General features: G+C 39.7%; 19 protein-coding genes and 1 other RNA gene. 16 read left to right on the top strand and 4 right to left on the bottom strand.

The window, feature by feature from the left end:
* Positions 1-197 (top strand): transposase (locus A3I7_RS13620; RefSeq protein ID WP_211207759.1); only part of this gene is annotated, 197 nt, incomplete at its 5' end.
* Positions 198-278: 81 nt separating this feature from the next.
* The gene (pepC, locus tag A3I7_RS0105275) at positions 279-1,616 is read left to right on the top strand and encodes an aminopeptidase C (protein WP_018375739.1); all 1,338 of its coding nucleotides are present in this window, start codon (positions 279-281) and stop codon (positions 1,614-1,616) included.
* Between the two features lie 273 nt (positions 1,617-1,889).
* On the opposite strand, the gene pbp1a is transcribed toward pepC, so the two are convergent.
* Both pbp1a and recU read right to left on the bottom strand, forming a co-directional pair.
* On the bottom strand, positions 1,890-4,088 hold the full coding sequence (pbp1a, locus tag A3I7_RS0105270; protein ID WP_018375738.1) for a penicillin-binding protein PBP1A: 2,199 nt from the start codon (positions 4,086-4,088) through the stop codon (positions 1,890-1,892).
* Entirely contained in the window at positions 4,081-4,674 is a 594-nt protein-coding gene (gene recU, locus A3I7_RS0105265; RefSeq protein ID WP_018375737.1) for a Holliday junction resolvase RecU, read from the bottom strand. The genes pbp1a and recU overlap by 8 nt, the downstream gene beginning before the upstream one ends.
* A 72-nt stretch (positions 4,675-4,746) precedes the next feature.
* On the opposite strand from recU, the gene A3I7_RS0105260 reads away from it, so the two are divergent.
* The 5 genes from A3I7_RS0105260 (at position 4,747) to A3I7_RS0105245 (ending at position 8,862) form a co-directional block, all read left to right on the top strand.
* Entirely contained in the window at positions 4,747-5,271 is a 525-nt protein-coding gene (locus A3I7_RS0105260; RefSeq protein ID WP_026217140.1) for an SLOG family protein, read from the top strand.
* A 126-nt stretch (positions 5,272-5,397) separates the two neighbouring features.
* A complete protein-coding gene (gpsB, locus tag A3I7_RS0105255; RefSeq protein WP_018375735.1) occupies positions 5,398-5,733 on the top strand; it encodes a cell division regulator GpsB in 336 nt (111 codons plus the stop codon).
* A 15-nt stretch (positions 5,734-5,748) separates the two neighbouring features.
* Positions 5,749-6,117, top strand: an RNA gene (gene rnpB, locus A3I7_RS13615) — RNase P RNA component class B.
* A 116-nt stretch (positions 6,118-6,233) separates the two neighbouring features.
* Entirely contained in the window at positions 6,234-7,388 is a 1,155-nt protein-coding gene (locus A3I7_RS0105250) for a THUMP domain-containing class I SAM-dependent RNA methyltransferase (protein ID WP_018375734.1), read from the top strand.
* 13 nt (positions 7,389-7,401) lie between these two features.
* A complete protein-coding gene (locus A3I7_RS0105245; RefSeq protein WP_018375733.1) occupies positions 7,402-8,862 on the top strand; it encodes a cell division site-positioning protein MapZ family protein in 1,461 nt (486 codons plus the stop codon).
* A 283-nt stretch (positions 8,863-9,145) separates the two neighbouring features.
* Here the strand turns inward: A3I7_RS0105245 and A3I7_RS0105240 are convergent, their stop codons facing one another.
* On the bottom strand, positions 9,146-10,006 hold the full coding sequence (locus tag A3I7_RS0105240; protein ID WP_018375732.1) for a hypothetical protein: 861 nt from the start codon (positions 10,004-10,006) through the stop codon (positions 9,146-9,148).
* Positions 10,007-10,048: 42 nt separating this feature from the next.
* Entirely contained in the window at positions 10,049-10,531 is a 483-nt protein-coding gene (locus tag A3I7_RS0105235; RefSeq protein ID WP_018375731.1) for an S-ribosylhomocysteine lyase, read from the bottom strand.
* Between the two features lie 182 nt (positions 10,532-10,713).
* On the opposite strand from A3I7_RS0105235, the gene A3I7_RS0105230 reads away from it, so the two are divergent.
* The 9 genes from A3I7_RS0105230 to A3I7_RS0105190 all read left to right on the top strand — a co-directional run bounded on the left by A3I7_RS0105230 (position 10,714) and on the right by A3I7_RS0105190 (position 22,622).
* Positions 10,714-12,321: a ribonuclease Y gene (locus A3I7_RS0105230; RefSeq protein WP_018375730.1), complete on the top strand. Its 1,608-nt coding sequence runs from the start codon at positions 10,714-10,716 to the stop codon at positions 12,319-12,321.
* A gap of 239 nt (positions 12,322-12,560) precedes the next feature.
* Positions 12,561-13,175, top strand: coding sequence for a guanylate kinase (gene gmk, locus A3I7_RS0105225; RefSeq protein WP_018375729.1), 615 nt, complete (start codon positions 12,561-12,563; stop codon positions 13,173-13,175).
* Positions 13,176-13,200: 25 nt separating this feature from the next.
* A complete protein-coding gene (rpoZ, locus tag A3I7_RS0105220) occupies positions 13,201-13,518 on the top strand; it encodes a DNA-directed RNA polymerase subunit omega (RefSeq protein WP_018375728.1) in 318 nt (105 codons plus the stop codon).
* Between the two features lie 178 nt (positions 13,519-13,696).
* Positions 13,697-16,087 (top strand): primosomal protein N', encoded by a 2,391-nt coding sequence (locus tag A3I7_RS0105215; protein WP_018375727.1) that lies wholly within the window; start codon positions 13,697-13,699, stop codon positions 16,085-16,087.
* A 188-nt stretch (positions 16,088-16,275) separates the two neighbouring features.
* On the top strand, positions 16,276-17,211 hold the full coding sequence (gene fmt, locus A3I7_RS0105210) for a methionyl-tRNA formyltransferase (protein WP_026217139.1): 936 nt from the start codon (positions 16,276-16,278) through the stop codon (positions 17,209-17,211).
* Positions 17,201-18,523: a 16S rRNA (cytosine(967)-C(5))-methyltransferase RsmB gene (gene rsmB, locus A3I7_RS0105205; RefSeq protein WP_018375725.1), complete on the top strand. Its 1,323-nt coding sequence runs from the start codon at positions 17,201-17,203 to the stop codon at positions 18,521-18,523. Before fmt ends, rsmB begins: the two co-directional genes overlap by 11 nt.
* 37 nt (positions 18,524-18,560) lie before the next feature.
* Positions 18,561-19,298 (top strand): Stp1/IreP family PP2C-type Ser/Thr phosphatase, encoded by a 738-nt coding sequence (locus tag A3I7_RS0105200; protein WP_018375724.1) that lies wholly within the window; start codon positions 18,561-18,563, stop codon positions 19,296-19,298.
* Entirely contained in the window at positions 19,298-21,211 is a 1,914-nt protein-coding gene (gene pknB, locus A3I7_RS0105195) for a Stk1 family PASTA domain-containing Ser/Thr kinase (RefSeq protein WP_018375723.1), read from the top strand. Before A3I7_RS0105200 ends, pknB begins: the two co-directional genes overlap by 1 nt.
* A 151-nt stretch (positions 21,212-21,362) precedes the next feature.
* Entirely contained in the window at positions 21,363-22,622 is a 1,260-nt protein-coding gene (locus A3I7_RS0105190) for a UDP-N-acetylglucosamine 1-carboxyvinyltransferase (RefSeq protein ID WP_018375722.1), read from the top strand.
* The last annotated feature ends 143 nt before the right edge of the window (positions 22,623-22,765 follow it).

The following is a 22,765-nucleotide window of genomic DNA, read 5'->3' as shown; positions in this document are numbered from 1 at the left end:
CAAGATTCCATAGAATGAGTAGGCTAGAGCGCTTATGTGAAGAGTATGGGCATAAACTTTTACCACTTCCTCCATACTCACCTGAGTATAATCCTATTGAGAAAACATGGGCTCATATCAAAAAACACCTCAGAAAAGCATTGCCAAATTGCGATACTTTTCTTGAGGCTCTTTTGTCCTATCCCTATTTCAATTAACTATATTTTTAGAAAATACTTGTATAAACAATTTTAAGCGTTATAATAGTAAGCGGATAAAATTTTACGTGGAGGAAAAATATGTCAGAATTATCACAGACATTTACTGATAAATTATTTGCCGAATATGAAGCAAATGCTAAATTTCGTGCACTTGAAAATGCAATCACTCATAATGGCTTACTGAAGTCCTTGGAGACTCGTCAAAGTGAAGTTGAAAATGATCACGTCTTTTCTATTGATTTGACAAAAGATGAGGTAGCTAACCAGAAAGCTTCTGGGCGTTGTTGGATGTTCGCTGCACTCAATACCTTTCGTCACAAACTCATTTCTGACTTCCAATTGGAAAATTTTGAACTGTCTCAGGCGCATACCTTCTTTTGGGATAAATATGAAAAATCAAATTGGTTTTTAGAACAAATCATTGCGACAGCGGACCAAGAATTAGGCAGTCGTAAGGTAAAATTTCTTTTGGACACACCACAGCAAGATGGTGGTCAATGGGACATGGTTGTAGCTCTCTTTGAAAAATATGGTGTAGTACCCAAGACTATCTACCCAGAATCTATCTCATCAAGTGCAAGTCGTGAGATGAATCAATATCTCAATAAATTATTGCGTCAAGATGCTCAAATTTTACGTGAATCTATCTCAGTTGGTGCAGATAAGCAGCAAATTCAGGCTAAAAAAGAAGTCCTCCTACAGGAGATTTTCAACTATTTAGCCATGAACTTAGGCTTGCCGCCACGTCATTTTGATTTTGCCTATCGTGATAAGGAAAACAATTACCACGTTGAAAAACAACTGACGCCACAAGCTTTTTATGAGAAATATGTTGGTCTAAAACTATCTGATTATGTTTCTGTTATCAATGCTCCAACGGCTGACAAACCTTTTGGAAAATCTTACACTGTTGAGATGCTAGGCAATGTGGTTGGAAGTCGTGATGTGCGTTATATCAACTTGCCGATGGCACGTTTTAAGGAATTGGCAATTGCTCAGATGCAGGCTGGTGAAACAGTTTGGTTTGGTTCAGATGTTGGCCAACTGTCAGACCGCCAAAAAGGTATTCTTGCCACAAACACTTATGATTTTAGTTCAGCTATGGATATTGAACTTAGTCAAGATAAGGCAGGACGACTTGATTATAGTGAGTCTCTTATGACTCATGCTATGGTTTTGACAGGTGTTGATTTAGATGACAATGGCAAAGCTGTCAAATGGAAAGTCGAAAATTCATGGGGAGATAAAGTTGGTCAAAAAGGCTATTTTGTTGCTTCTGACACTTGGATGGACGAATTTACCTATCAAATCGTTGTTCGTAAAGAATTTCTTACTGCTGATGAACTCTCTGCCTATGAAGCAACCCCAACAGTTCTCGCTCCCTGGGATCCAATGGGTGCCCTAGCAAATAAATAGTATAAAAGGCTTGTTTTATTATAGAAACCAATTCTTTATCTATAACAAATTGGTTAATTTTACTGGAAAGCATTGTTACTTTTGAAATCTAAGATGGTGTATTATTAACAACACCGCTTATGTCATATAATAAAAAAAAACGGGAATCTTACGAATAGCAGTGGGATTCCCGTTCTTGTATTGTAATAATTATTTAATGATTCATTGACGACCATTACAGTTAATAAGTATTTGATGAATAACTTAAACGACTCGGTTGAGCACAAGTTTTAGTTACTCTTGAGAATTGGTAGCGTTATCTGTCTGTGTTTCTGATCCAACAGAAGAGTCAGAAAATGAGTTGTCCTCATTTGAGGATGACTCATTGGTTGAATTGCTAGAGGATTGGTCAGATGTTTCGCTAGTATCTTGTGAACTTGAGCTATTGCCATAGATGTTACTATAGACAGAGCTAGAACTTGATGAGTAAGTGTAAGGATTTGAACCGCTTAAGTAGGCATAATTTCCACTGAGATAAACTCCACTTGGAGCGGTAAAATCAGTACTTCCGCTTCCAAAAGTCTCATTTAAGTGGAGTTGCATTGCCTTGTAAACATTTGCTGCAACGTCAAGTCCGCTACCATAAATTGGGGTTGAACGATTCTTATAACCAGTCCAAACAGCCATAGCATATTGATTTGTATAACCAACAAACAACTCGTCTGGGGCCATTGTTCCTACTGAACTATTGTAGAGACCTGTTGCTGCTTCAATTTGAGCCAATTCATCATCTGAATAGTTTGAGGTTCCAGTTTTCCCTGCTTGATACATACCTGAAACATAGGCTTCTGTCCCCGTACCATAGGTAAGAACGGTTTTGAGCATTGTAGTCATCATGTAAGCAGTAGTTTCTTTCATAGCACGCTTCCCAGTAGATTCGAAAGTCTGTGTCGTACCATCGCTGAATTCTATTTTATTCACGTACTGTGGTTCGTAATAGACACCGCCATTAGCAAAAGCAGCGTAAGCAGCAGCCATTTTTTCGCTACTAGCACCATATTCTTGGCTGCTATCACTAGTTGAACTTGAAATGGCATTTGAATAATAGAGTTCAGGATAATTGATTCCTAGTCCACTCAAGAAAGATTTAGCTTCGTTAAGTCCGACTGCTTCAAGGGCTTTTACTGCGGGAACGTTACGAGATTGCATAACCGCTTGTTGAATAGTCATCGTTCCATAATATTGACGGTCCCAGTTGTAAATCTGTGTAGAGGTTCCAGGCCAATAGTATTTATTGTCATTGGTTGTAGCAGCAGTACTCTTATAGATACCTTTTTCAATAGCTGGCGCATAGTCAGTGATTGGTTTCATTGTTGAACCCCAATCTCGGTCGGTTAGTACTGCTTGGTTAGTTCCAAGGGAAACAGATGTGTCTTGATTTCTTGCACCTAGTTGAGCGACGACCTTACCGGTATTGACATCAATAACAGTTGAAGCAACTTGTAAATCAGTATCTGGGTAAGAAACGTAGTAATCTGTGTTATAAATATTCCAGAGATACTGCTGGATTTCTGGGTTGACGTTTGTATATACTTTCAATCCAGCCGAATAAATGTCTTGCCCTGTTTTTGAATTAATCTGTTCAATAACTTGCTTGATATAGTTGTCAAGATAAGGTTCGAAACTAGAGGAGGAAGTCAATGGCTGCAGACCGTCGGTAACTGGAGTAGCGATAGCAACATCATATTCTTTTTTGGTAATGTTTTTATCTTCAAGCATTTCGCTAAGAACAGTATCACGACGACTTTGAGCTGCTTCTGGATTAGTATAAGGGTCATATTGGCTTGGAGCTTGAGGAATGCCGGCCAAAAGAGCCAACTGAGCAATAGAGAGGTCTTTTAAATCCTTACCAAAGTAGGACTTAGCGGCGGTAAGCATACCGTAGTTACCATTTCCCATAAAGACCTTATTGATGTAAAAGGTTAAAATTTCCTGCTTGGTATATTTACGCTCTAGTTGTAGAGCTAACCATGCTTCTTGTGCTTTACGCTTGAAATTTTGGTCAGCAGCACTTGTGGAGAAGTAAGCTAATTTAATCAATTGCTGGTCTAACGTAGATCCCCCTTGGGTACTTCCTCTAAATATATTGTTGAAAGCTGCACCAAGAATACGATAAATATCAACACCTCGGTGTTTGAAGAAACGCTTGTCTTCAATAGAAGTAATGGCATTAACCAAATTTAAAGGGATATTATCTGCCGAAACATTTTCACGTTTTTCAGAACCAAGATCGGCAATTAAGTTGTTGTTGACATCATAAATCAAACTAGAATTGGTTGATTTGAGTTCTTTTTCGGATAATTTTGGTGCACTACTAACGTAGTAAGCAAATAGCCCACCACCTAATAGTGCAACAATGATAGCAAGGCTAACTCCGGTAATAAGGAGATACTTTAAGACCTTAAGAAGAGTTTCTTTTTTAATTTTAATCACCGCCTAAAAAAATTTTGTCAATAATATCAAGATAAGGAACTTGAGGCAAACGACCGTTTGTCACCATATAGCCATTTTTTTTGATATAATCAAGAGGCATTGATTTTGTCCCTTGATCAATTTGATAAAATGCTACCAAAGCATCGGCAGGGAGAAAATAAGTTTCCTTAAGTGTTGAAAAGTGAAGTAAGACAAAACAAATACCATTTTGCTCAATAACATTTTCCATATGCTTGATTTGATGGGCATGGAAGTTTTTCATTGGCATGGATGATTTTTGTCGTGTTTCCTTAGCTTCAAAGTCAAGATAGTGTCCTTTATAAACACCAGAGTAGTCAGTTGTAGAGGCTTGTCTAAAATAGGCTTCTACAATCTTCGCACGGCTACGCCTAGGATAGTCGACTTTTACAATCTGGATAGGTGTTGGTTTTTTGTGAACAACTGCCAGATGTCGTGAGAGATAGTAGTCGTTAGTAGCATTGATGGCTGTCTCAAATGACATACCGCGATTGGCAAAATTGACTGATTTTGACTTTGAAGAAGGTTGTTCTGGTTTTCTAATAAGATGATGGGGATAGTTAACCATAGTTCTCCTAACTTCTAGGCTTAATGCAATTTAAGCATTATTATTATACCATATTTTCTGAAAGGGTAACAAATTATGACTGCAATTCTTGTAACAGGTTACAAAAGTTTTGAAGTGGGGATTTTCCAAGATAATGATGAGCGCCTGAAAATTATCAAGCAAGTAATAAAAAAAGAACTCGTAAGATACTTTGAGGAAGGAGTGGACTGGCTGATTTTTATGGGAAATCTTGGTTTCGAGTACTGGACGCTAGAAGTCGCGCTAGATTTACAAAAAGATTATGATTTTCAAATTGCAACCATATTTCCTTTTGAAAATCAAGGAAGTCAATGGAGTGAGGCCAATCAAGTAAAGTTAGCAAAATTTAAGACCGTAGATTTTGTAAAATATTCCTATCCAACTTATGAAGCTCCACATCAATTTAGACAATATAACCAGTTTATAGTTGATAATACAGATGGAGCCTATATTTTTTATGATTCTGAAAATGAAACGAACTTAAAATATTTATTACAAAAAATGAGCGATAAAAAAAATTATCCAATAAATTATCTGACTTTTGATAAACTTAATGACTTTATTGAGGGGTTGAGTTAAAGAAATAATCATAAAATTCAAAGTAAAATACTTGCCTTTTATTAAGAAATTCTGTAATATAATTAATGATATGTTTAAGTCATTTCAAAGGTAAGAAATAGTATCGAACGATTGGGAGAAGTAAGAATGGCAAGTATTATTTTTAGTCCTAAGGACATTTTTGAGCAAGAATTTAAGACCAGTATGCGCGGTTATGACCGCAAAGAAGTTGATGAGTTTTTGGACGATATTATCAAAGATTACGAAAACTACATTAGCCAAATTCAGGAACTACGTGCTGAAAATGAGAATTTAAAACAGCAATTGGCGGTTAAACCTAAGGTTGTTCCACAACCTGTTTACACAGGAAGTCAAGTGGCTTCAGAATCAAGTAGGGTTGCACAGTCTGCGACAAATATTGATATTTTAAAACGAATTAGCCGACTTGAAAAAGAAGTTTTTGGCAAACAGATTGTAGAATGATGTTAAAAACGTGCAATTTTTGGATAATCGCGTAGTATTCAAATACTATGAGGAAAGTCCATGCTAGCACTGGCTGCGATGCCGGTAGTGTTTGTGCTAGGCGAAAAAATAAGCCTAGGGGGGTAGTCTTTTCTGCCCTACGGCGAGTAAAATGGCTAAGTCGTAAGATATGTCAGAATAACTCTGAAAGTGCCACAGTGACGTAGTTTTTATGGAAACGTAAAAAATGGAACGCGGTAAACCCCTCAAGCTAGCAACCCAAACTTTGGTAGGGGCATGGGATAGCTGGAAGTGAACGGTCTATCCTGACTGGAAACAGTAGACAGATGATTATCGAAGGAGATGGTACCTAGTCATCTCTGGAACAAAACATGGCTTATAGAAAATTGCATATAGGTTTAAGAGCTAGATAATTTTAGCTCTTTTTCTTGTCTCTCCCCATGAAATTTGGTGCACGTATGCTATAATGTAGAGGAATAATTTGTAGAGTAAGGAAATGTATGAAAAAAGAATTTAATTTAGTGGCAACTGCAGCATCAGGTATAGAAGCGGTTGTAGGCAAAGAAATACGAAATTTAGGAATTGAGTGTCAAGTTGATAACGGTAAAATACGTTTTAAAGGTGGTGTGGAAAGCATTGCTATGACCAATCTTTGGCTTCGAGCGGCGGATCGAATCAAGATTGTAGTGGGTGAATTTTCTGCTCGTAGCTTTGAAGAACTTTTTCAGGGTGTTTTTGCATTGGATTGGGAAAACTATCTGCCTTTAGGAGCTAAATTTCCAATTTCTAAAGCTAAGTGTGTCAAATCAAAGCTTCACAATGAGCCTTCTGTTCAAGCAATCACAAAAAAAGCTGTTGTCAAAAAACTGCAGAAGATTTATCACCGCCCAGAGGGTGTTCCTCTTCAGGAAAATGGTGCGGAGTTTAAAATTGAAGTATCACTCCTTAAGGACAAGGCAACGATAATGATTGATACTACGGGTTCCAGTCTCTTCAAGCGTGGCTATCGTGTTGAAAAAGGTGGGGCTCCGATTAAAGAAAATATGGCAGCAGCCATCATTGAATTATCCAATTGGTTTCCGGATAAGCCGTTGATTGACCCAACTTGTGGTTCGGGTACTTTTTGCATTGAAGCGGCCATGATTGGCATGAATATTGCTCCGGGTTTTAATAGAGACTTTGCTTTTGAAGCATGGCCTTGGGTTGATAAGGATTTGGTTCAAAGAGTACGTGATGAGGCTGATGCTAAGGCTAATTATGACATAGAACTTGATATTATGGGATGTGATATTGATGCTCGTATGATAGAAATTGCCAAGAAAAATGCGGATGAGGCTGGTCTTGGAGATGTTATCAAATTGAAACAAATGCGTCTTCAAGACCTCAAAACCGATAAAATCAACGGGGTTATTGTGTCAAACCCGCCGTATGGTGAGCGACTGTTGGATGACAAGGCCGTTGATGTGTTGTATAATGAGATGGGACAGACTTTTGCTCCCCTTAAAACTTGGAGCAAATTTATCCTAACCAGCGATGAAAATTTTGAAAGCAAATATGGTTCTAAAGCTGCTAAAAAACGTAAATTGTATAATGGTACTCTAAAAGTTGATTTATACCAATTTTACGGTGAACGTGTGAAAAGAAATCTAGATTAGAGAGGTAGAAAACGTGTCGGAAGATAAGAAAATTTCAGATTCTGAGCAAGAGTCACCGAGTCTTGATTTTGAAAAGGCTCAGAATATGACTGTCGGAGAAGCTGTTCGTAAGGATAAGGAACTCAAGGCAGGCATCACTGAAAATGATAATGTTTTAGATAAATACATTAAACAGCACCGTGAGGAAGTAGTCTCACGGAAATTCGAAACTAAGTTGTCTGATTTCGAACAATTAGATACTGGTAGTTTAGATGATTTTATCAGGAAGCAACGTGAGGAACTTGAAAAGACGGGTTTCTTCGAGCCTATCAAAGAAGCTGAGATGTCTGAAGAAATTAAAGAATCTGCTGAGCCAGATTTGACCAAGACAGTTATTTTTGAAGAACCTGTTATTCCTGAGGAAAAGCCTACGGATTTTGTAGATACTCCGAAAGAAGCTGAGGTAAATAGGCTTTCTGTTGATTCTATTACTTTAGATAAGGATGATGAAGCAGCACAGCCGTTTTACAAACGAAAAGGTATCGTTATTGGTAGCTTGGTAGCTTTGATTGTGGCAATTTTTGGTATTGCCTATGCCATGAACCTACTGAACGGAAAAAGCTCACAAACGGAAGCGTCTTATTCGACCACTCAGTCAACGCAGTCAACAAGTACAGATAAAACAGCTAAGGCCAATAAGGCACTTTTTGAGGATTTGTACGCAAGTTTCTTTACTGACGATGAACAGACAAAATTGAAAAACAGTGAATTTGCTAATTTATCTAAACTTGAAGCAGCATTAAAGAAATTAGAAGGAACTGAGTATTATGACAAGTTGAAGTCTAAATATGATAGCCTCAGCAAGCAAATCTCAGCAATTCAAGCAGTAAATGGTCTTTTCCGATCGGATGCTATTGTGGATGGCTCTAAGGTTTCGGCGACGGTAAAATCAGATGCCAACTTTGATAGTCTGTCCAGCGATACCTTAAATACAGGAAATGCTAGTCTGGATACACTTTTACAATCCGTTATTTCTGATGGACGTGATCAGCTGGCGAAAGCAACAGAAAATGCTGCAACTTCAGCACCAGCGGAGACGGTATCTGCCCCCGCTACGGATAATACGCAAGCTGCCCCACAAGAAACAACGACTCCTACAGTTTCAGGTGCAACAAGTTTTGGTATTACGAACTATGATCCTGCTATTTTGCAACGGCAAAAGAGTCGTGTACCGTATGATGAGTCAGCGATTGCTGATACATCAAATTCGGCTTGGACATTTGCAGATGGTGTGCTTGAAAAAATCATTGCAACTTCCCAAGCGCGTGGCTATTTCACTGGAAATGACTTCATCTTAGAAAAAGTCAATATTATCAATGGAAATGGTTATTACAATATGTTTAAGTCAGATGGTACTTACCTATTCTCTATCAACTGTAAGACTGGGTACTTCGTAGGGAATGCACCTGGTCGTGCAGATGCTCTAGACTATTAAAAGAACCAGACTGGGCAACATTTTTGGAATAGTAAAAACGCATAAAATCAATGTTTTTGATAACTTGATTTTATGCGTTTTTTATTGCAAATTGTCTCCAAATATTGAGATGAGTTGAGATTTTATCCAGTCTCTTTTAACACTAACTACTACCAGAGAATGATGATTGGAAAAAAGGGGAATCACTTTACTGTTGTTTGATGGCGGTATTATCATGATCTATTCTCTGTGGAAAATCGAATTCTTTAGGAAAAAGCTCATTCTATCCTAGTATCACAACGTATTACAACAAATTTTGTTCAATGATATGCGTTGTCCATTGACTCTCTTTTTTATCTTTGTCAAACGCAAGATAACCGTCAGCTTTATACTTAAAGTTATTCTTCCATTTTCCGTCTTTGGTTCTTTTATTCTTTATATATGCAATCAGCTCCTTTGTCCTTTCATCCTGCATCATGTTTGTCTTGTTAGCAAATCGCAATAATTCAACCGTATTTAAGTGGTAGGTTTCGGGGAAAGAGATGTCGGTAATATGTTTCGTTATAGGCTTGCCTGTGCTTAAACGCTTGAAAAAATGATGTTCAAGAATATAGGCTGTTCCTTTTATCAACTGTTGGTCGTACTTTGTTTCGCCTGTTTGTTCTTTAAAGTCTTGCAAGGCAAAAACTGATTTTGCTAAACCGATGTAACAAGGAGTCTGCTTGAAACATCCACCATATCGGTCAAAATTAAAGTTTGGGAGTTCAACTTTTTGTCCTCTTTGCATAGGCTGATTTGCATTAATCCACTCAACTGCATTTCGTACCTGTCGGTCGGTAGCCCTGTTCAAGCGACATAAGGCAGAAATCATCATCGCATTGTAACAAGGAAGGAAATGTTTCTCATCTCCACTCAAAGAAAAACCAAATGGTGTCGCAAATTTTTCATATACCCTGTCAATCAGATCTTGAGTATATTTTAACCTGTTGCTATATGGAATTTCACTGATACAAATCAGTCGCCACACCAATGCAAGTGGTTTTTCGGGTAGGTATGAGGTAAGCTTAGCTACAAGTTCAGAATGAAGAAGTTTATCCATAATCTGACTGTCAGAAAATGCTTGTCCCTTGTCCAAACCAATTTTGAGTTCTAAGGCTGTATCCATTGATTCTTGCCTCCTTGAATTGTCCTTAATTCTGATGAGGGCCTACATCACATTTCGTTCAAATGGATCATCAGAAATCCCACGTTCCAAGATGAGTTTGGCCCATTCTTTAGCTGAGAAAAGACTGTGATCTTTATAATTACCACAGGATTCGATAGTGGTACCGGGAACATCTTTCCAAGATGTTACGTTAGCAATCTCTTCGAGACTTGATTTGATGACTTTGGCGATCTCGGTACTACTGTGTTTGCCCCACATGATGAGGTGAAAACCTGTTCGACAGCCAAATGGAGAGCAGTCTATCATACCATCTATGCGTTCACGAATAAGTTTAGCTAACAAATGTTCAATGGTGTGAAGGCCAGCGGTTGGGATGGCGTCTTCATTTGGTTGCACAAGACGCACATCAAAATTGGTGATGCTGTCACCGACAGGACCAAATTCCTCAGAGATCAGACGAACATAAGGGGCTTTAACAGCTGTGTGGTCTAATTCAAAACTTTCAACGATAACATCCTTTGACATATGTGATTTCCTTTCAGTTTTTTACTTATTTGCAGTTGCAAGATAAATTATTTTCTGACACCATCATACCATAAATTTCATTAAAACGCTTTACAATTTTGAATTGTGAAAAATGGTTTTTTATGATAGACTAAAAGATGGCTTTCTATTAGGAAATCTAAAAATTATATTGAGGTAGAGACATGTTGAATGTTATATTAGCAATCGTCTTTGCCCTCATTGGTTTGATACTAGGTTATGCACTAATTTCGGTTAGACTCAAGTCTGCGAAAGAGGCTGCAGAGCTGACTCTTTTGAACGCTGAACAAGATGCTGTTAATCTGCGTGGCAAGGCTGAATTGGAAGCCAACCATATCAGACAATCGGCAGAGCGTGAAACCAAAGCATATCGCAAGGAATTGCTATTGGAAGCAAAGGAAGAAGCTAGAAAATATCGTGAAGAGATTGAAAAAGAATTTAAGTCTGAAAGACAAGAGCTCAAACAGATGGAAACTCGTTTGACTGAACGAGCGTCTTCTCTTGACCGAAAGGACGAAAATCTGGCCAGCAAGGAAAAAACGCTGGACAGTAAAGAACAAAGTCTGACCGATAGATCTAAACATATTAATGAGCGCGAAGCAAATATTGCAGAATTAGAAGAGCAAAAACAAGTAGAACTTGAAAAAGTAGCAATGATGACCATTGCTGAAGCACGTGAAGTGATTTTGACGGACGTTGAAAATAAGCTAACGCATGAAATCGCAACTCGTATCAAAGAAGCAGAACGTGAAATCAAGGATAAGTCTGACAAGACTGCAAAGAATATTCTGGCACAGGCTATGCAGCGTATGGCTGGTGAGTATGTGACTGAACAAACCATAACTACAGTTCAGCTGCCAGATGATAGCATGAAGGGACGTATTATTGGTCGTGAAGGTCGTAATATTCGTACTCTTGAAAGCTTAACAGGGATTGATGTCATTATTGATGATACACCAGAGGTTGTTGTACTTTCTGGTTTCGACCCTATCCGTCGTGAGATTGCTCGAATGACTTTAGAAGCCTTAATTTCAGATGGTCGTATCCATCCAGCTCGTATTGAAGAGTTAGTTGAGAAAAATCGTCTTGAGATGGATAACCGTATTCGTGAGTATGGTGAAGCTGCTGCCTTTGAAATTGGAGCACCTAATCTTCACCCAGATCTTATCAAGATTATGGGACGTCTTCAATTCCGTACCTCTTATGGTCAAAATGTGCTGCGCCACTCAGTGGAAGTCGGTAAGCTAGCTGGTATTTTAGCTGGTGAACTTGGTGAAAATGTTGATCTTGCTCGCCGAGCTGGTTTCTTGCATGACATGGGCAAAGCTATTGACCGTGAGGTAGAAGGTAGTCACGTTGAAATTGGGACTGAATTTGCTCGTAAGTACAAAGAACACCCAGTCGTTGTTAATACCATTGCCAGTCACCATGGTGATGTTGAGCCTGAAAGTGTTATCGCTGTTCTAGTTGCGGCAGCCGACGCCCTCAGTTCAGCTCGCCCAGGCGCTCGTAATGAATCAATGGAAAACTACATCAAACGTTTACGTGATTTGGAAGAAATCGCTACAAGCTTTGAGGGGATTCAACAAGCATATGCTCTTCAAGCTGGTCGTGAAATCCGCATTATGGTTCAACCAAATAAGGTTTCAGACGATCAAGTAACTGTTTTAGCGCATAAGGTTCGTGAGAAAATTGAAAATAATCTTGATTATCCAGGTAATATTAAAGTCACTGTTATCCGTGAAATGCGTGCTATTGATTATGCTAAATAGGTATATTGAATTAAGAAAGAGGTTGAGATTTCTTCAACCTCTTTTCATTTTCCAAAAATACATTTCAAGGGAGTTGAAAGTTAGAATCTTACTTAAAACTTTGTGTAACGAAGTGCCAGCGGGGAATGGACTTCTTTCTGATAAATACCTTGAAAAAAAGTACTCTTTCTGCTAAACTAGGAAGGAGAAACTTAATTGAGGTCTGATTTGACCTTTTTCTGCATGATAAGGAGAGAAACATGTCTGAACGCGGGTTGTTAATCGTCTTTTCTGGTCCATCTGGTGTGGGCAAGGGGACGGTTCGACAAGAAATTTTTTCAACGCCTGACCATAAATTTGAATATTCGGTTTCAATGACAACACGTCCCCAACGCCCAGGTGAAGTTGATGGGGTTGATTATTTTTTCCGTACGCGTGAGGAATTTGAAGAATTAATTAAAGCGGGGCAGATGCTAGAGTATGCTGAGTATGTTGGTAACTACTACGGTACTCCATTGACCTATGTTAATGAAACTTTAGATAAAGGGATTGATGTTTTTCTTGAAATCGAAGTTCAAGGGGCCCTTCAAGTGAAGCAAAAGGTTCCAGATGGAGTTTTCATTTTCTTAACACCACCAGATTTGGACGAATTGAAAGACCGACTTGTGGGACGAGGCACTGATAGCGAAGAAATTATCGCTCAACGTATTGAACGTGCCAAAGAAGAAATTGCTCTTATGCGAGAATATGATTATGCCGTGGTTAATGATGAGGTTTCACTAGCGGCTGAGCGTGTTAAACGCATTATTGAAGCGGAGCATTTTCGTGTAGATCGTGTCATTGGTCGCTACAACGACATGATTAAGGATATTTAAACTAGTTAGAAAAGAGATAAATGTTATGATGTTAAAACCTTCTATTGACACCTTGTTAGATAAAGTGCCTTCAAAGTATTCCCTTTGTATTCTTCAAGCCAAACGTGCCCATGAATTGGAAGCTGGTGCTGAGCCAACCCAGGAGTTTAAATCTGTGAAATCAACCCTTCGTGCTCTTGAAGAAATTGAGTCTGGAAATGTAACGATTCACCCTGCCCCAGATGTTAAACGTGCGGCTGTCGCTGCCCGTATTGAAGCAGAGCGTCGTGCTAAGGAAGAGGAAGAACGAAAGATTAAAGAACAAATCGCCAAGGAAAAAGAAGAGGAGGGCGAAAAAATCTAATCGCAAAGGGTAATTTCAAAATGATTTTACTCGATAGAATTTCTCTTATTAGCCTTATTGGGCTGTCACAGTCTGTAAAATACAGATGGTTGCTCAGCTAGCTGCCGACGTTTTCACATAAAAACAAGCTGAGGATTCTTAGCTTGTTTTGTTTTTAATCGAATATGAAAGGAGAACTATGCCAATAATTGCCCAAATTATCGTCGATGTGCCACTTATGCAGACAGATAAGCCTTTTTCTTATATTGTGCCTGATGATTTAGTTGATCAGATTTCTCTAGGGTCGCGTGTTCACGTTCCATTTGGACGTGTCAATCGTCTTTTACAAGGTTTTGTGGTTGGGTTTTCTGAGGTTTTGGAAAATGCTAGCGCTGATCTCAAAGAGGTCGTTGGAGTTCTGGATTTTGAACCGGTTTTGAATGAAGAACAATTATTGTTAGCAGAGCAGCTACGTCACACAGTATTCTCTTATAAGATTTCCATCCTCAAATCCATGATTCCAAGCCTTCTCAATTCTCAATATGATAAGTTGTTGTTGCCTACCAAGAAGCTAACGGAGCAGGAATATCAGACTATTTTTGGCGGTAAGGAACGTCAACTCTTTTCTAACCTGACTACAGAGCAGCAACGTCAGTTGGGACGGTTGGTACAGACTGGTAAGATTACTGTTGACTATTTGGCCAAGGACAAAAAAAACGTCAAGACGGAGAAATGGTATCGCCCGAACTTATCCGCACTGTCTGTGTCAGAAATTACTACACGTGCTAAGAAGCGTTTAGCCCTGCGTGACTATTTGCTGAACCATCAAGAAGATGGAAAGTTATCTGATTTGTACCAGCTTTTTTCACGAGAAGTGGTTAAGTTTTTTATTGATAATGAATTGCTAATCATCACTGAAAGAGAAGTCAGCCGATCGGAAGATTATTTTGAAGTTGAAACGACAGCCTTTTTAAGTTTGAATGAAGAACAGTCAGCTGTGGTGGAAAGGGTGACGAGTCAAATTGGTCAGAAATCTAAACCTTTCTTACTTGAAGGAATTACGGGTTCTGGAAAGACGGAGGTTTACTTACATATTATTGACAGAGTCTTAAAGATGGGGAAAACGGCCATCGTTTTGGTTCCTGAAATTTCATTGACACCGCAAATGACGAATCGTTTTATTTCGCGTTTTGGAAAGCAGGTTGCAATTATGCACTCAGGCTTGTCAGATGGTGAGAAATTTGATGAGTGGCGTAAAATTAAATCTGGGAAAGCCCGTGTCGTTGTAGGTGCTCGCTCTGCTATTTTCAGTCCCTTAGAAAATATAGGTGCTATCATCATTGATGAGGAACATGAGGCGACTTATAAGCAAGAGTCTAACCCACGCTACCACGCCCGTGACGTAGCGGCTCTGAGAGCTAACTACCATAATGCAGTACTCTTGTTAGGATCTGCAACTCCAGCTATTGAAAGTCGAGCACGAGCAAGTCGTGGCGTTTATAATTTCTTGCAATTGAGTCAAAGGGCAAATCCAAAGGCACGTATTCCAAAAGTCGAGATCATAGATTTTAGAGATTTTGTTGGTAAGCAGGAGGTAAGTAATTTTACACCTGTTTTACTTGATAAGATTCGTGAACGTTTGGCAAGGCAAGAACAAGTAGTTCTGATGCTCAATCGTCGTGGCTACTCCAGTTTTATCATGTGCCGTGATTGTGGTTATGTGGATGATTGTCCTAATTGTGATATTTCATTGACCTTGCATATGGACACTAAGACCATGAATTGTCATTATTGTGGTTTTGAAAAGCCAATTCCCCGCACTTGTCCCAATTGTCAGAGTCGGAGCATTCGCTACTACGGTACGGGAACGCAGAAGGCTTATGATGAGTTACAAGAAGTTCTTCCTGAGGCGCGAATTCTACGTATGGATGTGGATACGACCCGTCAGAAGGGGGCTCATCAGAAAATTTTGGACAAATTCGGTGCTTATGAGGCTGACATTTTACTAGGAACCCAGATGATTGCCAAAGGTCTGGACTTTCCTAATGTTACTCTAGTTGGTGTTTTGAATGCGGATACTTCTCTTAATCTTCCTGATTTTAGAGCCTCAGAGAGAACTTTTCAACTTCTCACCCAGGTTGCAGGTCGCGCAGGTCGGGCTGAAAAAGAGGGAGAAGTGCTTATTCAGACCTATAATCCCCAACATTATGCCATTCAATTGGCGCAACAACAGGATTATGAAGCATTTTATGCTTATGAGATGGGGATTCGTAGGCAACTTGGTTATCCCCCTTATTATTTTACGGTTGGTTTGACCTTGTCACATAAGGATGAACAGACTGTTGTTCGCAAATCTTTTGAGGTCTTACAAGTGCTACGTAGCCAGTTGTCTGATAAAATCAAAATTTTAGGGCCAACACCAAAGCCTGTAGCGCGGACACACAACTTGTATCATTATCAAATTATTGTCAAATATCGCTTTGAGGATCGTTTAGAAAAAGTACTCAATCAGATTTTAGATTGGACGCAGTTGTCAGAAAACAGGGAATTACGCCTGTTTATTGACCATGAGCCGCAGAGTTTTATGTGAGCACAAGGTCTCTTGAAGGTCAGAAATTCAAGAGCTGTGTTATACTAACAGTAGTACATTCTTTTAGTTTAACTTTTTGGTAATTTTGAAAACCTTGTGGTTCACACCCTTGTCCTAAAATTAGGCTAGAAGACTATCGGATGGAAACGGGCAGAAAAACTGTCTTGAAAGGAAAAATAGAAATAGTTATGACAAAATTGATTTTTATGGGAACTCCTGATTTTTCAGCAACAGTTCTCAAAGGTCTGCTAGCTGATAAGCGTTACGAGATAGTGGCGGTAGTCACTCAGCCCGATCGTGCTGTTGGTCGGAAGAAAGTTATCAAGATGACGCCAGTTAAAGAGGTCGCTTTAGCCAATAATCTGCCAGTTTACCAACCCGAGAAATTATCTGGTTCGCAGGAAATGGAGGAATTGATTGGGCTTGGAGCAGATGGTATTGTAACAGCAGCTTTTGGTCAATTTTTACCAATGAAACTTATTAATTCTGTGAAATTTGCGGTCAATGTTCATGCTTCGCTTTTGCCCAAGTATCGCGGTGGAGCTCCCATTCATTACGCCATTATCAATGGTGAAAAGGAAGCTGGCGTGACTATCATGGAAATGGTACAAAAAATGGACGCTGGCGATATGGTAGCAAAGACCTCGATTCCAATTACAGATGAAGACAATGTTGGTACGATGTTTGAAAAACTAGCTGTAGTTGGTCGGGACCTCTTACTTGAAACCTTGCCTTCTTATATCATTGGGGAGTTAAAACCGCAGCCACAAGATGAAAGCCAAGCCACTTTTTCTCCAAATATCACACCAGAAGAAGAACGCATTGACTGGGCTAAGTCAGCACGTGATGTCTTCAATCAAGTACGCGGAATGTATCCTTGGCCTGTCGCACATACGCTCTTAAATGGTGAACGTTTTAAAATTTATGAGACAGAGTTAGTAGAAGGACATGGGCAACCAGGTGAAATCATCAAGAAAACTAAGAAAATGCTTGTCGTGGCAACAAATGACGGTGCTATCGCTCTCAAAACGGTTCAGCCTGCCGGTAAGCCAAGAATGGGTATCACAGATTTCTTAAACGGTGTTGGCCGTACGCTTGAAGTAGGTGACGTCCTTGGCAAATAATTGGAAGAAAACGGCACGTGGCACAGCATTGCTTGTATTGGAGAATGTCTTTGACAAGGCTGCTTACACTAACATTGCCCTCAACCATGTGTTAAAAAGCTCTGCCATGTCCTCAAAGGATAAGGCATTAGTGACTGAATTGGTCTATGGAACTGTAGCACGCAAAATTACACTGGAATGGTATCTGGCTCACTATATCGCTGACCGTGACAAGCTAGAGCCATGGGTTTATTACCTGCTCATGGTCAGTTTTTATCAGTTGCTCTACCTGGATAAAATTCCTGCTCATGCAGTGGTCAATGATGCTGTCGCTATTGCCAAAAATCGTGGTAACAAGCAAGGCGCCGAAAAACTTGTTAATGCAGTGCTTCGCCGTGCTTCCAAGGAGCCTCTACCAGATCCGTCAAGCATCAAAAGAAAGAATAAGCGGCTGTCAGTTCTTTACTCAGTGCCTGTCTGGCTAGTGAAAAAGCTCAGCGAGCAATATGGTGAGGACCGAGCGATTGCTATTCTGGCTAGTCTTTATGTTCGCAATAAGGCTAGTATTCGCGTAACGCATCCTGAAAAGATAGAAGAAATTGCTGCGGCAACAGGAGCAATCCCTTCTCAGTTGTCACCGGTTGGCTTGGTTAAGTCATCGGGTCAGTTTGCAGCGTCAGCATATTTTACTGATGGAGAAATTACTATTCAGGACGAATCCAGTCAGCTAGTTGCTCCAACTCTTGCAATTAAGGGAGATGAGCAAATTTTAGATGCTTGTGCGGCGCCGGGTGGTAAGACTGTGCATATGGCTTCTTACTTGACTAGTGGTCATATTACCGCCCTTGATTTGTATGAGCACAAATTGGAGCTGATTGAGGAGAATGCTCGCCGCCTGCATGTGGCGGATAAGATTAGCACCCAAAAACTTGATGCCAGCACAGTTCATGAAAATTTTGAATCAGATAGTTTTGATAAAATTTTGGTGGATGCACCTTGTTCTGGGATAGGCTTGATCCGCCGTAAGCCAGATATTAAATACAATAAAAATAATCAAGATTTTTCAACTTTGCAAGAAATCCAATTGCAAATTCTTGATAGCGTTTGCCAAACCTTGCGTAAAGGTGGTATAATAACCTATAGCACTTGTACAATTTTTGATGAGGAAAATTTCCAAGTTATTGAAAAATTTTTGGAAACCCATCCTAATTTTGAACAAGTAAAACTGAGTCATCCAGAAGAAAGTATTGTCAAAAATGGCTGTATTGCCATCTCACCTGAGCAGTACCAAACAGATGGTTTCTTTATTGGACAAGTCAAACGCATCTTGTAAAATCAAGGAGGAAACTGACACAGTCAGAGGAAAGAATATGAAAATTTCACTTGTTACAGATATTGGGCAACGACGCTCAAATAATCAGGATTTTATTAATCGATTTGATAATAAACAAGGCATTACGCTTATTGTACTGGCGGATGGTATGGGTGGTCATCGAGCGGGTAATATTGCTAGCGAAATGACGGTTACAGACTTGGGGCGTGCCTGGGTTAATACGGATTTTACCGAGCCAGAACAAATTCGCGATTGGTTTTTAGTGACTCTTGAATCTGAAAATAAACATATCTACGATTTAGGTCAAACAGAAGAATACAAAGGAATGGGAACAACGGTCGAAGCTATCGCACTTGTTGGTCAAACAGCTGTATTTGCTCATATTGGGGACTCTCGTATTGGTCTTGTCCGCGATGGTCATTACACTCTCTTGACGAGCGATCATTCCTTGGTGAATGAACTGGTTAAAGCTGGTCAATTGACAGAGGAAGAAGCGGCTAGTCATCCTCAGAAGAATATCATCACACAGTCAATTGGACAAGCCCAGCCTGTTCAACCTGATTTAGGCTATCAAGAATTGGAAAAAGGTGATTATCTCGTTGCTAATAGCGATGGTTTAACCAATATGATTAGTAATTCAGAAATCGTTGGGACTCTGATTGGGCCTGGGACTCCAGATGAGAAGAGTCGGGAACTTGTTAACTTAGCTAACAATCGCGGAGGGCTTGACAATATTACAGTTGCCCTTGTTCATGTCGAAAGTGAGGACTTTTAATGATTCAGATTGGCAAATTATTTGCTGGTCGTTATCGGATCCTCAAATCTATCGGACGTGGCGGTATGGCGGATGTTTATCTGGCTAATGATCTGATTTTGGACAACGAAGAAGTTGCTATTAAGGTTCTTAGGACAAATTATCAGACAGATCAGATTGCTGTGGCTCGCTTTCAGAGGGAAGCGAGAGCGATGGCAGAACTAAATCATCCTAATATTGTTGCAATCCGAGATATTGGAGAAGAAGACGGGCAGCAGTTCCTTGTGATGGAATATGTTGACGGCGCTGACCTAAAAAAGTATATCCATGATCGTGCACCTTTATCAAATACAGAAGTTGTTCGCATTATGGAAGAAGTCTTATCGGCTATGACACTTGCCCACCAAAAGGGGATTGTCCACCGAGATTTGAAACCACAAAACATCCTCTTAACGAAGACAGGCACTGTCAAGGTTACGGATTTTGGTATTGCAGTTGCCTTTGCAGAAACCAGTCTTACTCAGACAAATTCTATGCTTGGCTCAGTTCATTATCTCTCTCCAGAACAGGCGCGTGGCTCTAAAGCAACTGTTCAGAGTGATATCTATGCTATGGGGATTATGCTTTTTGAAATGCTGACAGGTCATATTCCTTATGATGGCGACTCAGCAGTGACAATTGCACTGCAACATTTTCAAAAACCTCTACCATCCATTATCGCTGAAAATAAGAACGTTCCACAGGCTTTAGAAAATGTTGTGATTAAGGCAACTGCGAAAAAACTTAGCGATCGTTATGCGTCAACTTTTGAAATGAGTCGTGATTTGATGACGGCGTTGAGTTATAATCGTAGTCGTGAACCCAAATTAGTTTTTCAAGACACTGAGAACACTAAGCCCTTACCTAAGGCTGCTCTTGCCAAACCTTCCCAATCAACAGAACAATTATTGGAGAAGCAAAAGGAAAAGAAAGAAAGGCAAATCCCTCCTACACCAGCTAACAAAATAGAGACGGAGCAGTCTCAAAAAGACAAACAGGCTCGAAAACATAACTATTTTAACACCTTTACAAAGGTCTTTGTAGCCTTGTTTTTGTTAGGTGTGGCTATATTTACCTATCTTATCTTAAATAATCCAACTACTGTTAGTGTTCCTGATGTGACGAATGCTAGTCTTGAAGTGGCTAAAACTAAGATTGAGAGTGCAGGCTTAAAGGTTGGCGAAGTTCACGAAACTGCAAGTGATCAGATTGAAAAAAATCATGTTATCAAGACGAATCCGACAGCTGGTACGAAGAAACGTGAAGGTTCAAAAATTGATATATACGTTTCTACAGGAACATCGGGCTTTACAATGCCAAATTATGTAGGCAAAAATTATGAAAATGCTATCCAAGAGTTGACCAAGACCTATGGTGTATCAGAAGATAACATCACAGTTGAAGAGGTATCAACAACTGATTACGAGGCTGGTACAATTATTAGCCAAAGCCCAGAAGCTAAAGCAACAGTTGATCCTGAAAATGCTACGATTAGCTTTACGGTAGCTGTTGCTGGTTCAGTGACGATGCCACTAGTGACAAATCTAACCTATGCTGAAGCTGTAAATACATTGACAGCTCTAGGAATTAAGTCTTCACGTATTAAGGCTTATGTACCAAGCACCTCATCAGCGAGTGGATACATTGAAGTACATGAACCAGAAAGTTCGGTATTGGTATCTGCACAAACACCTTATTATGGGACAGAGATAGATGTCACAGATACGAGTAACATTATTCTCTATCTATACGCTACAACAACAGAATCGAGTTCGACCGAGGAATCAAGTTCTGAGTCATCTTCGACTTCAACATCACAGGAATCCTCGACTGAGACCTCATCAAGTAGTAGTGAGAGTTCATCAACTGAAACAGAATCAAGTTCAACACGATAAAATTTAACTCTCTGCTGAAATCGTAATTGCCAGCAGAGAGTTTTTTGTTGATGTTGTTTACAAAGTAGCCTTGTCTCTGATATTTGTCAAAAAACTTGAGATATGGTAAAATAATAAGGTTGAATTCTAGTAATAAGAAAGTTTTGAAAGTATGCGAAAAATTATCATTAATGGTGGCAAGCCTCTGACCGGTGAAGTTGCTGTTTCAGGGGCTAAAAATAGTGTTGTGGCCCTCATTCCTGCCATCATCTTAGCGGATGATCTCGTTGTTTTGGATGGTGTCCCTGCTATATCAGATGTGGACAGCTTAATTGACATTATGGCAACTATGGGAGCAAGTATCAAACGTGATGGGGAGACACTTGAAATCGATCCTCGCGGTGTTAAAGATATGCCTATGCCTTATGGTAAAATCAACAGTCTTCGTGCTTCTTATTACTTTTATGGTAGTTTACTTGGTCGTTTCGGACAAGCAGTTGTTGGCCTGCCAGGAGGCTGTGATTTAGGTCCACGACCAATTGATCTTCACCTTAAAGCCTTTGAAGCAATGGGAGCAACTATCTCTTACGAGGGTGAAATGATGCGTATCGCAACGGCTGGGCAACCTTTACATGGGGCACACATCTACATGGATACGGTCAGCGTTGGGGCAACAATCAATACCATGATTGCTGCTACAAAGGCGAAGGGGCGTACCATCATTGAAAATGCTGCGCGTGAACCAGAAATTATTGATGTTGCGACACTGCTTAATAACATGGGGGCGCATATTCGTGGAGCAGGAACCAATGTGATTACGATTGAAGGTGTAGAAAAACTTCATGGAACACGTCACCAAGTCATTCCGGATCGTATTGAAGCGGGAACTTATATCGCTATGGCGGCTGCTATCGGAAAAGGGATTCGTGTGACTAATGTTCTTTATGAACATTTAGAGTCTTACATTTCCAAGTTAGAGGAAATGGGTGTTCGTATGACAGTTGAAGAAGATGCAGTCTTCGTTGAAGAGCAAGGGAAGCTGAAAGCTGTTTCTGTTAAGACATCTCCATATCCTGGATTTGCAACAGACTTACAGCAACCGATTACTCCACTCTTGTTGATGGCACAGGGGCAAGGGAATATCAGTGATACCATCTATGAAAAACGTATCAACCATGTGCCAGAATTAGCACGAATGGGGGCAAACATTTCTGTTTTAGGTGGTCGAATTGTCTATCAAGGGCCAAATCAATTATCTGGGGCGCCTGTTAAGGCAACAGATTTGCGTGCAGGAGCGGCACTTGTCATTGCTGGTCTAATGGCGCAAGGTACTACAGAAATTACAAATATTGAATTTATTCTGCGAGGTTACTCTAATATCGTTGAGAAATTGAGAGAACTTGGTGCAGACATTACATTGGTTGAAGATTAGACTCACACAGTTGTTCAATTTTTAGTTAGTATCCTAAATATTTCTATAGTCATTGAAAAGGATTTAGTAGCTGGCTCACTTTACTTTCTAAATTTGTCCCAATAGATCTATTGGTTTTGAATTCAGAAAATAAGGTGGTAAAG

It is taken from the genome of Streptococcus orisratti DSM 15617 (assembly GCF_000380105.1).
Classification (GTDB): Bacteria; Bacillota; Bacilli; order Lactobacillales; family Streptococcaceae; genus Streptococcus; species Streptococcus orisratti.
The sequence above is the reverse complement of the archived record's forward strand: the minus strand, read 5'-3'. Positions and strand labels throughout refer to the sequence as shown.

Excerpts from the sequence above, each read along its gene's own strand:
- pepC (WP_018375739.1), top strand. The coding sequence starts at position 279 with ATGTCAGAATTATCACAGACATTTACTGATAAATTATTTGCCGAATAT.
- recU (WP_018375737.1), bottom strand. The coding sequence starts at position 4,674 with ATGGTTAACTATCCCCATCATCTTATTAGAAAACCAGAACAACCTTCT.
- gpsB (WP_018375735.1), top strand. The coding sequence starts at position 5,398 with ATGGCAAGTATTATTTTTAGTCCTAAGGACATTTTTGAGCAAGAATTT.
- A3I7_RS0105250 (WP_018375734.1), top strand. The coding sequence starts at position 6,234 with ATGAAAAAAGAATTTAATTTAGTGGCAACTGCAGCATCAGGTATAGAA.
- A3I7_RS0105240 (WP_018375732.1), bottom strand. The coding sequence starts at position 10,006 with ATGGATACAGCCTTAGAACTCAAAATTGGTTTGGACAAGGGACAAGCA.
- A3I7_RS0105235 (WP_018375731.1), bottom strand. The coding sequence starts at position 10,531 with ATGTCAAAGGATGTTATCGTTGAAAGTTTTGAATTAGACCACACAGCT.
- A3I7_RS0105230 (WP_018375730.1), top strand. The coding sequence starts at position 10,714 with ATGTTGAATGTTATATTAGCAATCGTCTTTGCCCTCATTGGTTTGATA.
- gmk (WP_018375729.1), top strand. The coding sequence starts at position 12,561 with ATGTCTGAACGCGGGTTGTTAATCGTCTTTTCTGGTCCATCTGGTGTG.
- rpoZ (WP_018375728.1), top strand. The coding sequence starts at position 13,201 with ATGATGTTAAAACCTTCTATTGACACCTTGTTAGATAAAGTGCCTTCA.
- A3I7_RS0105215 (WP_018375727.1), top strand. The coding sequence starts at position 13,697 with ATGCCAATAATTGCCCAAATTATCGTCGATGTGCCACTTATGCAGACA.
- fmt (WP_026217139.1), top strand. The coding sequence starts at position 16,276 with ATGACAAAATTGATTTTTATGGGAACTCCTGATTTTTCAGCAACAGTT.
- A3I7_RS0105200 (WP_018375724.1), top strand. The coding sequence starts at position 18,561 with ATGAAAATTTCACTTGTTACAGATATTGGGCAACGACGCTCAAATAAT.
- pknB (WP_018375723.1), top strand. The coding sequence starts at position 19,298 with ATGATTCAGATTGGCAAATTATTTGCTGGTCGTTATCGGATCCTCAAA.
- A3I7_RS0105190 (WP_018375722.1), top strand. The coding sequence starts at position 21,363 with ATGCGAAAAATTATCATTAATGGTGGCAAGCCTCTGACCGGTGAAGTT.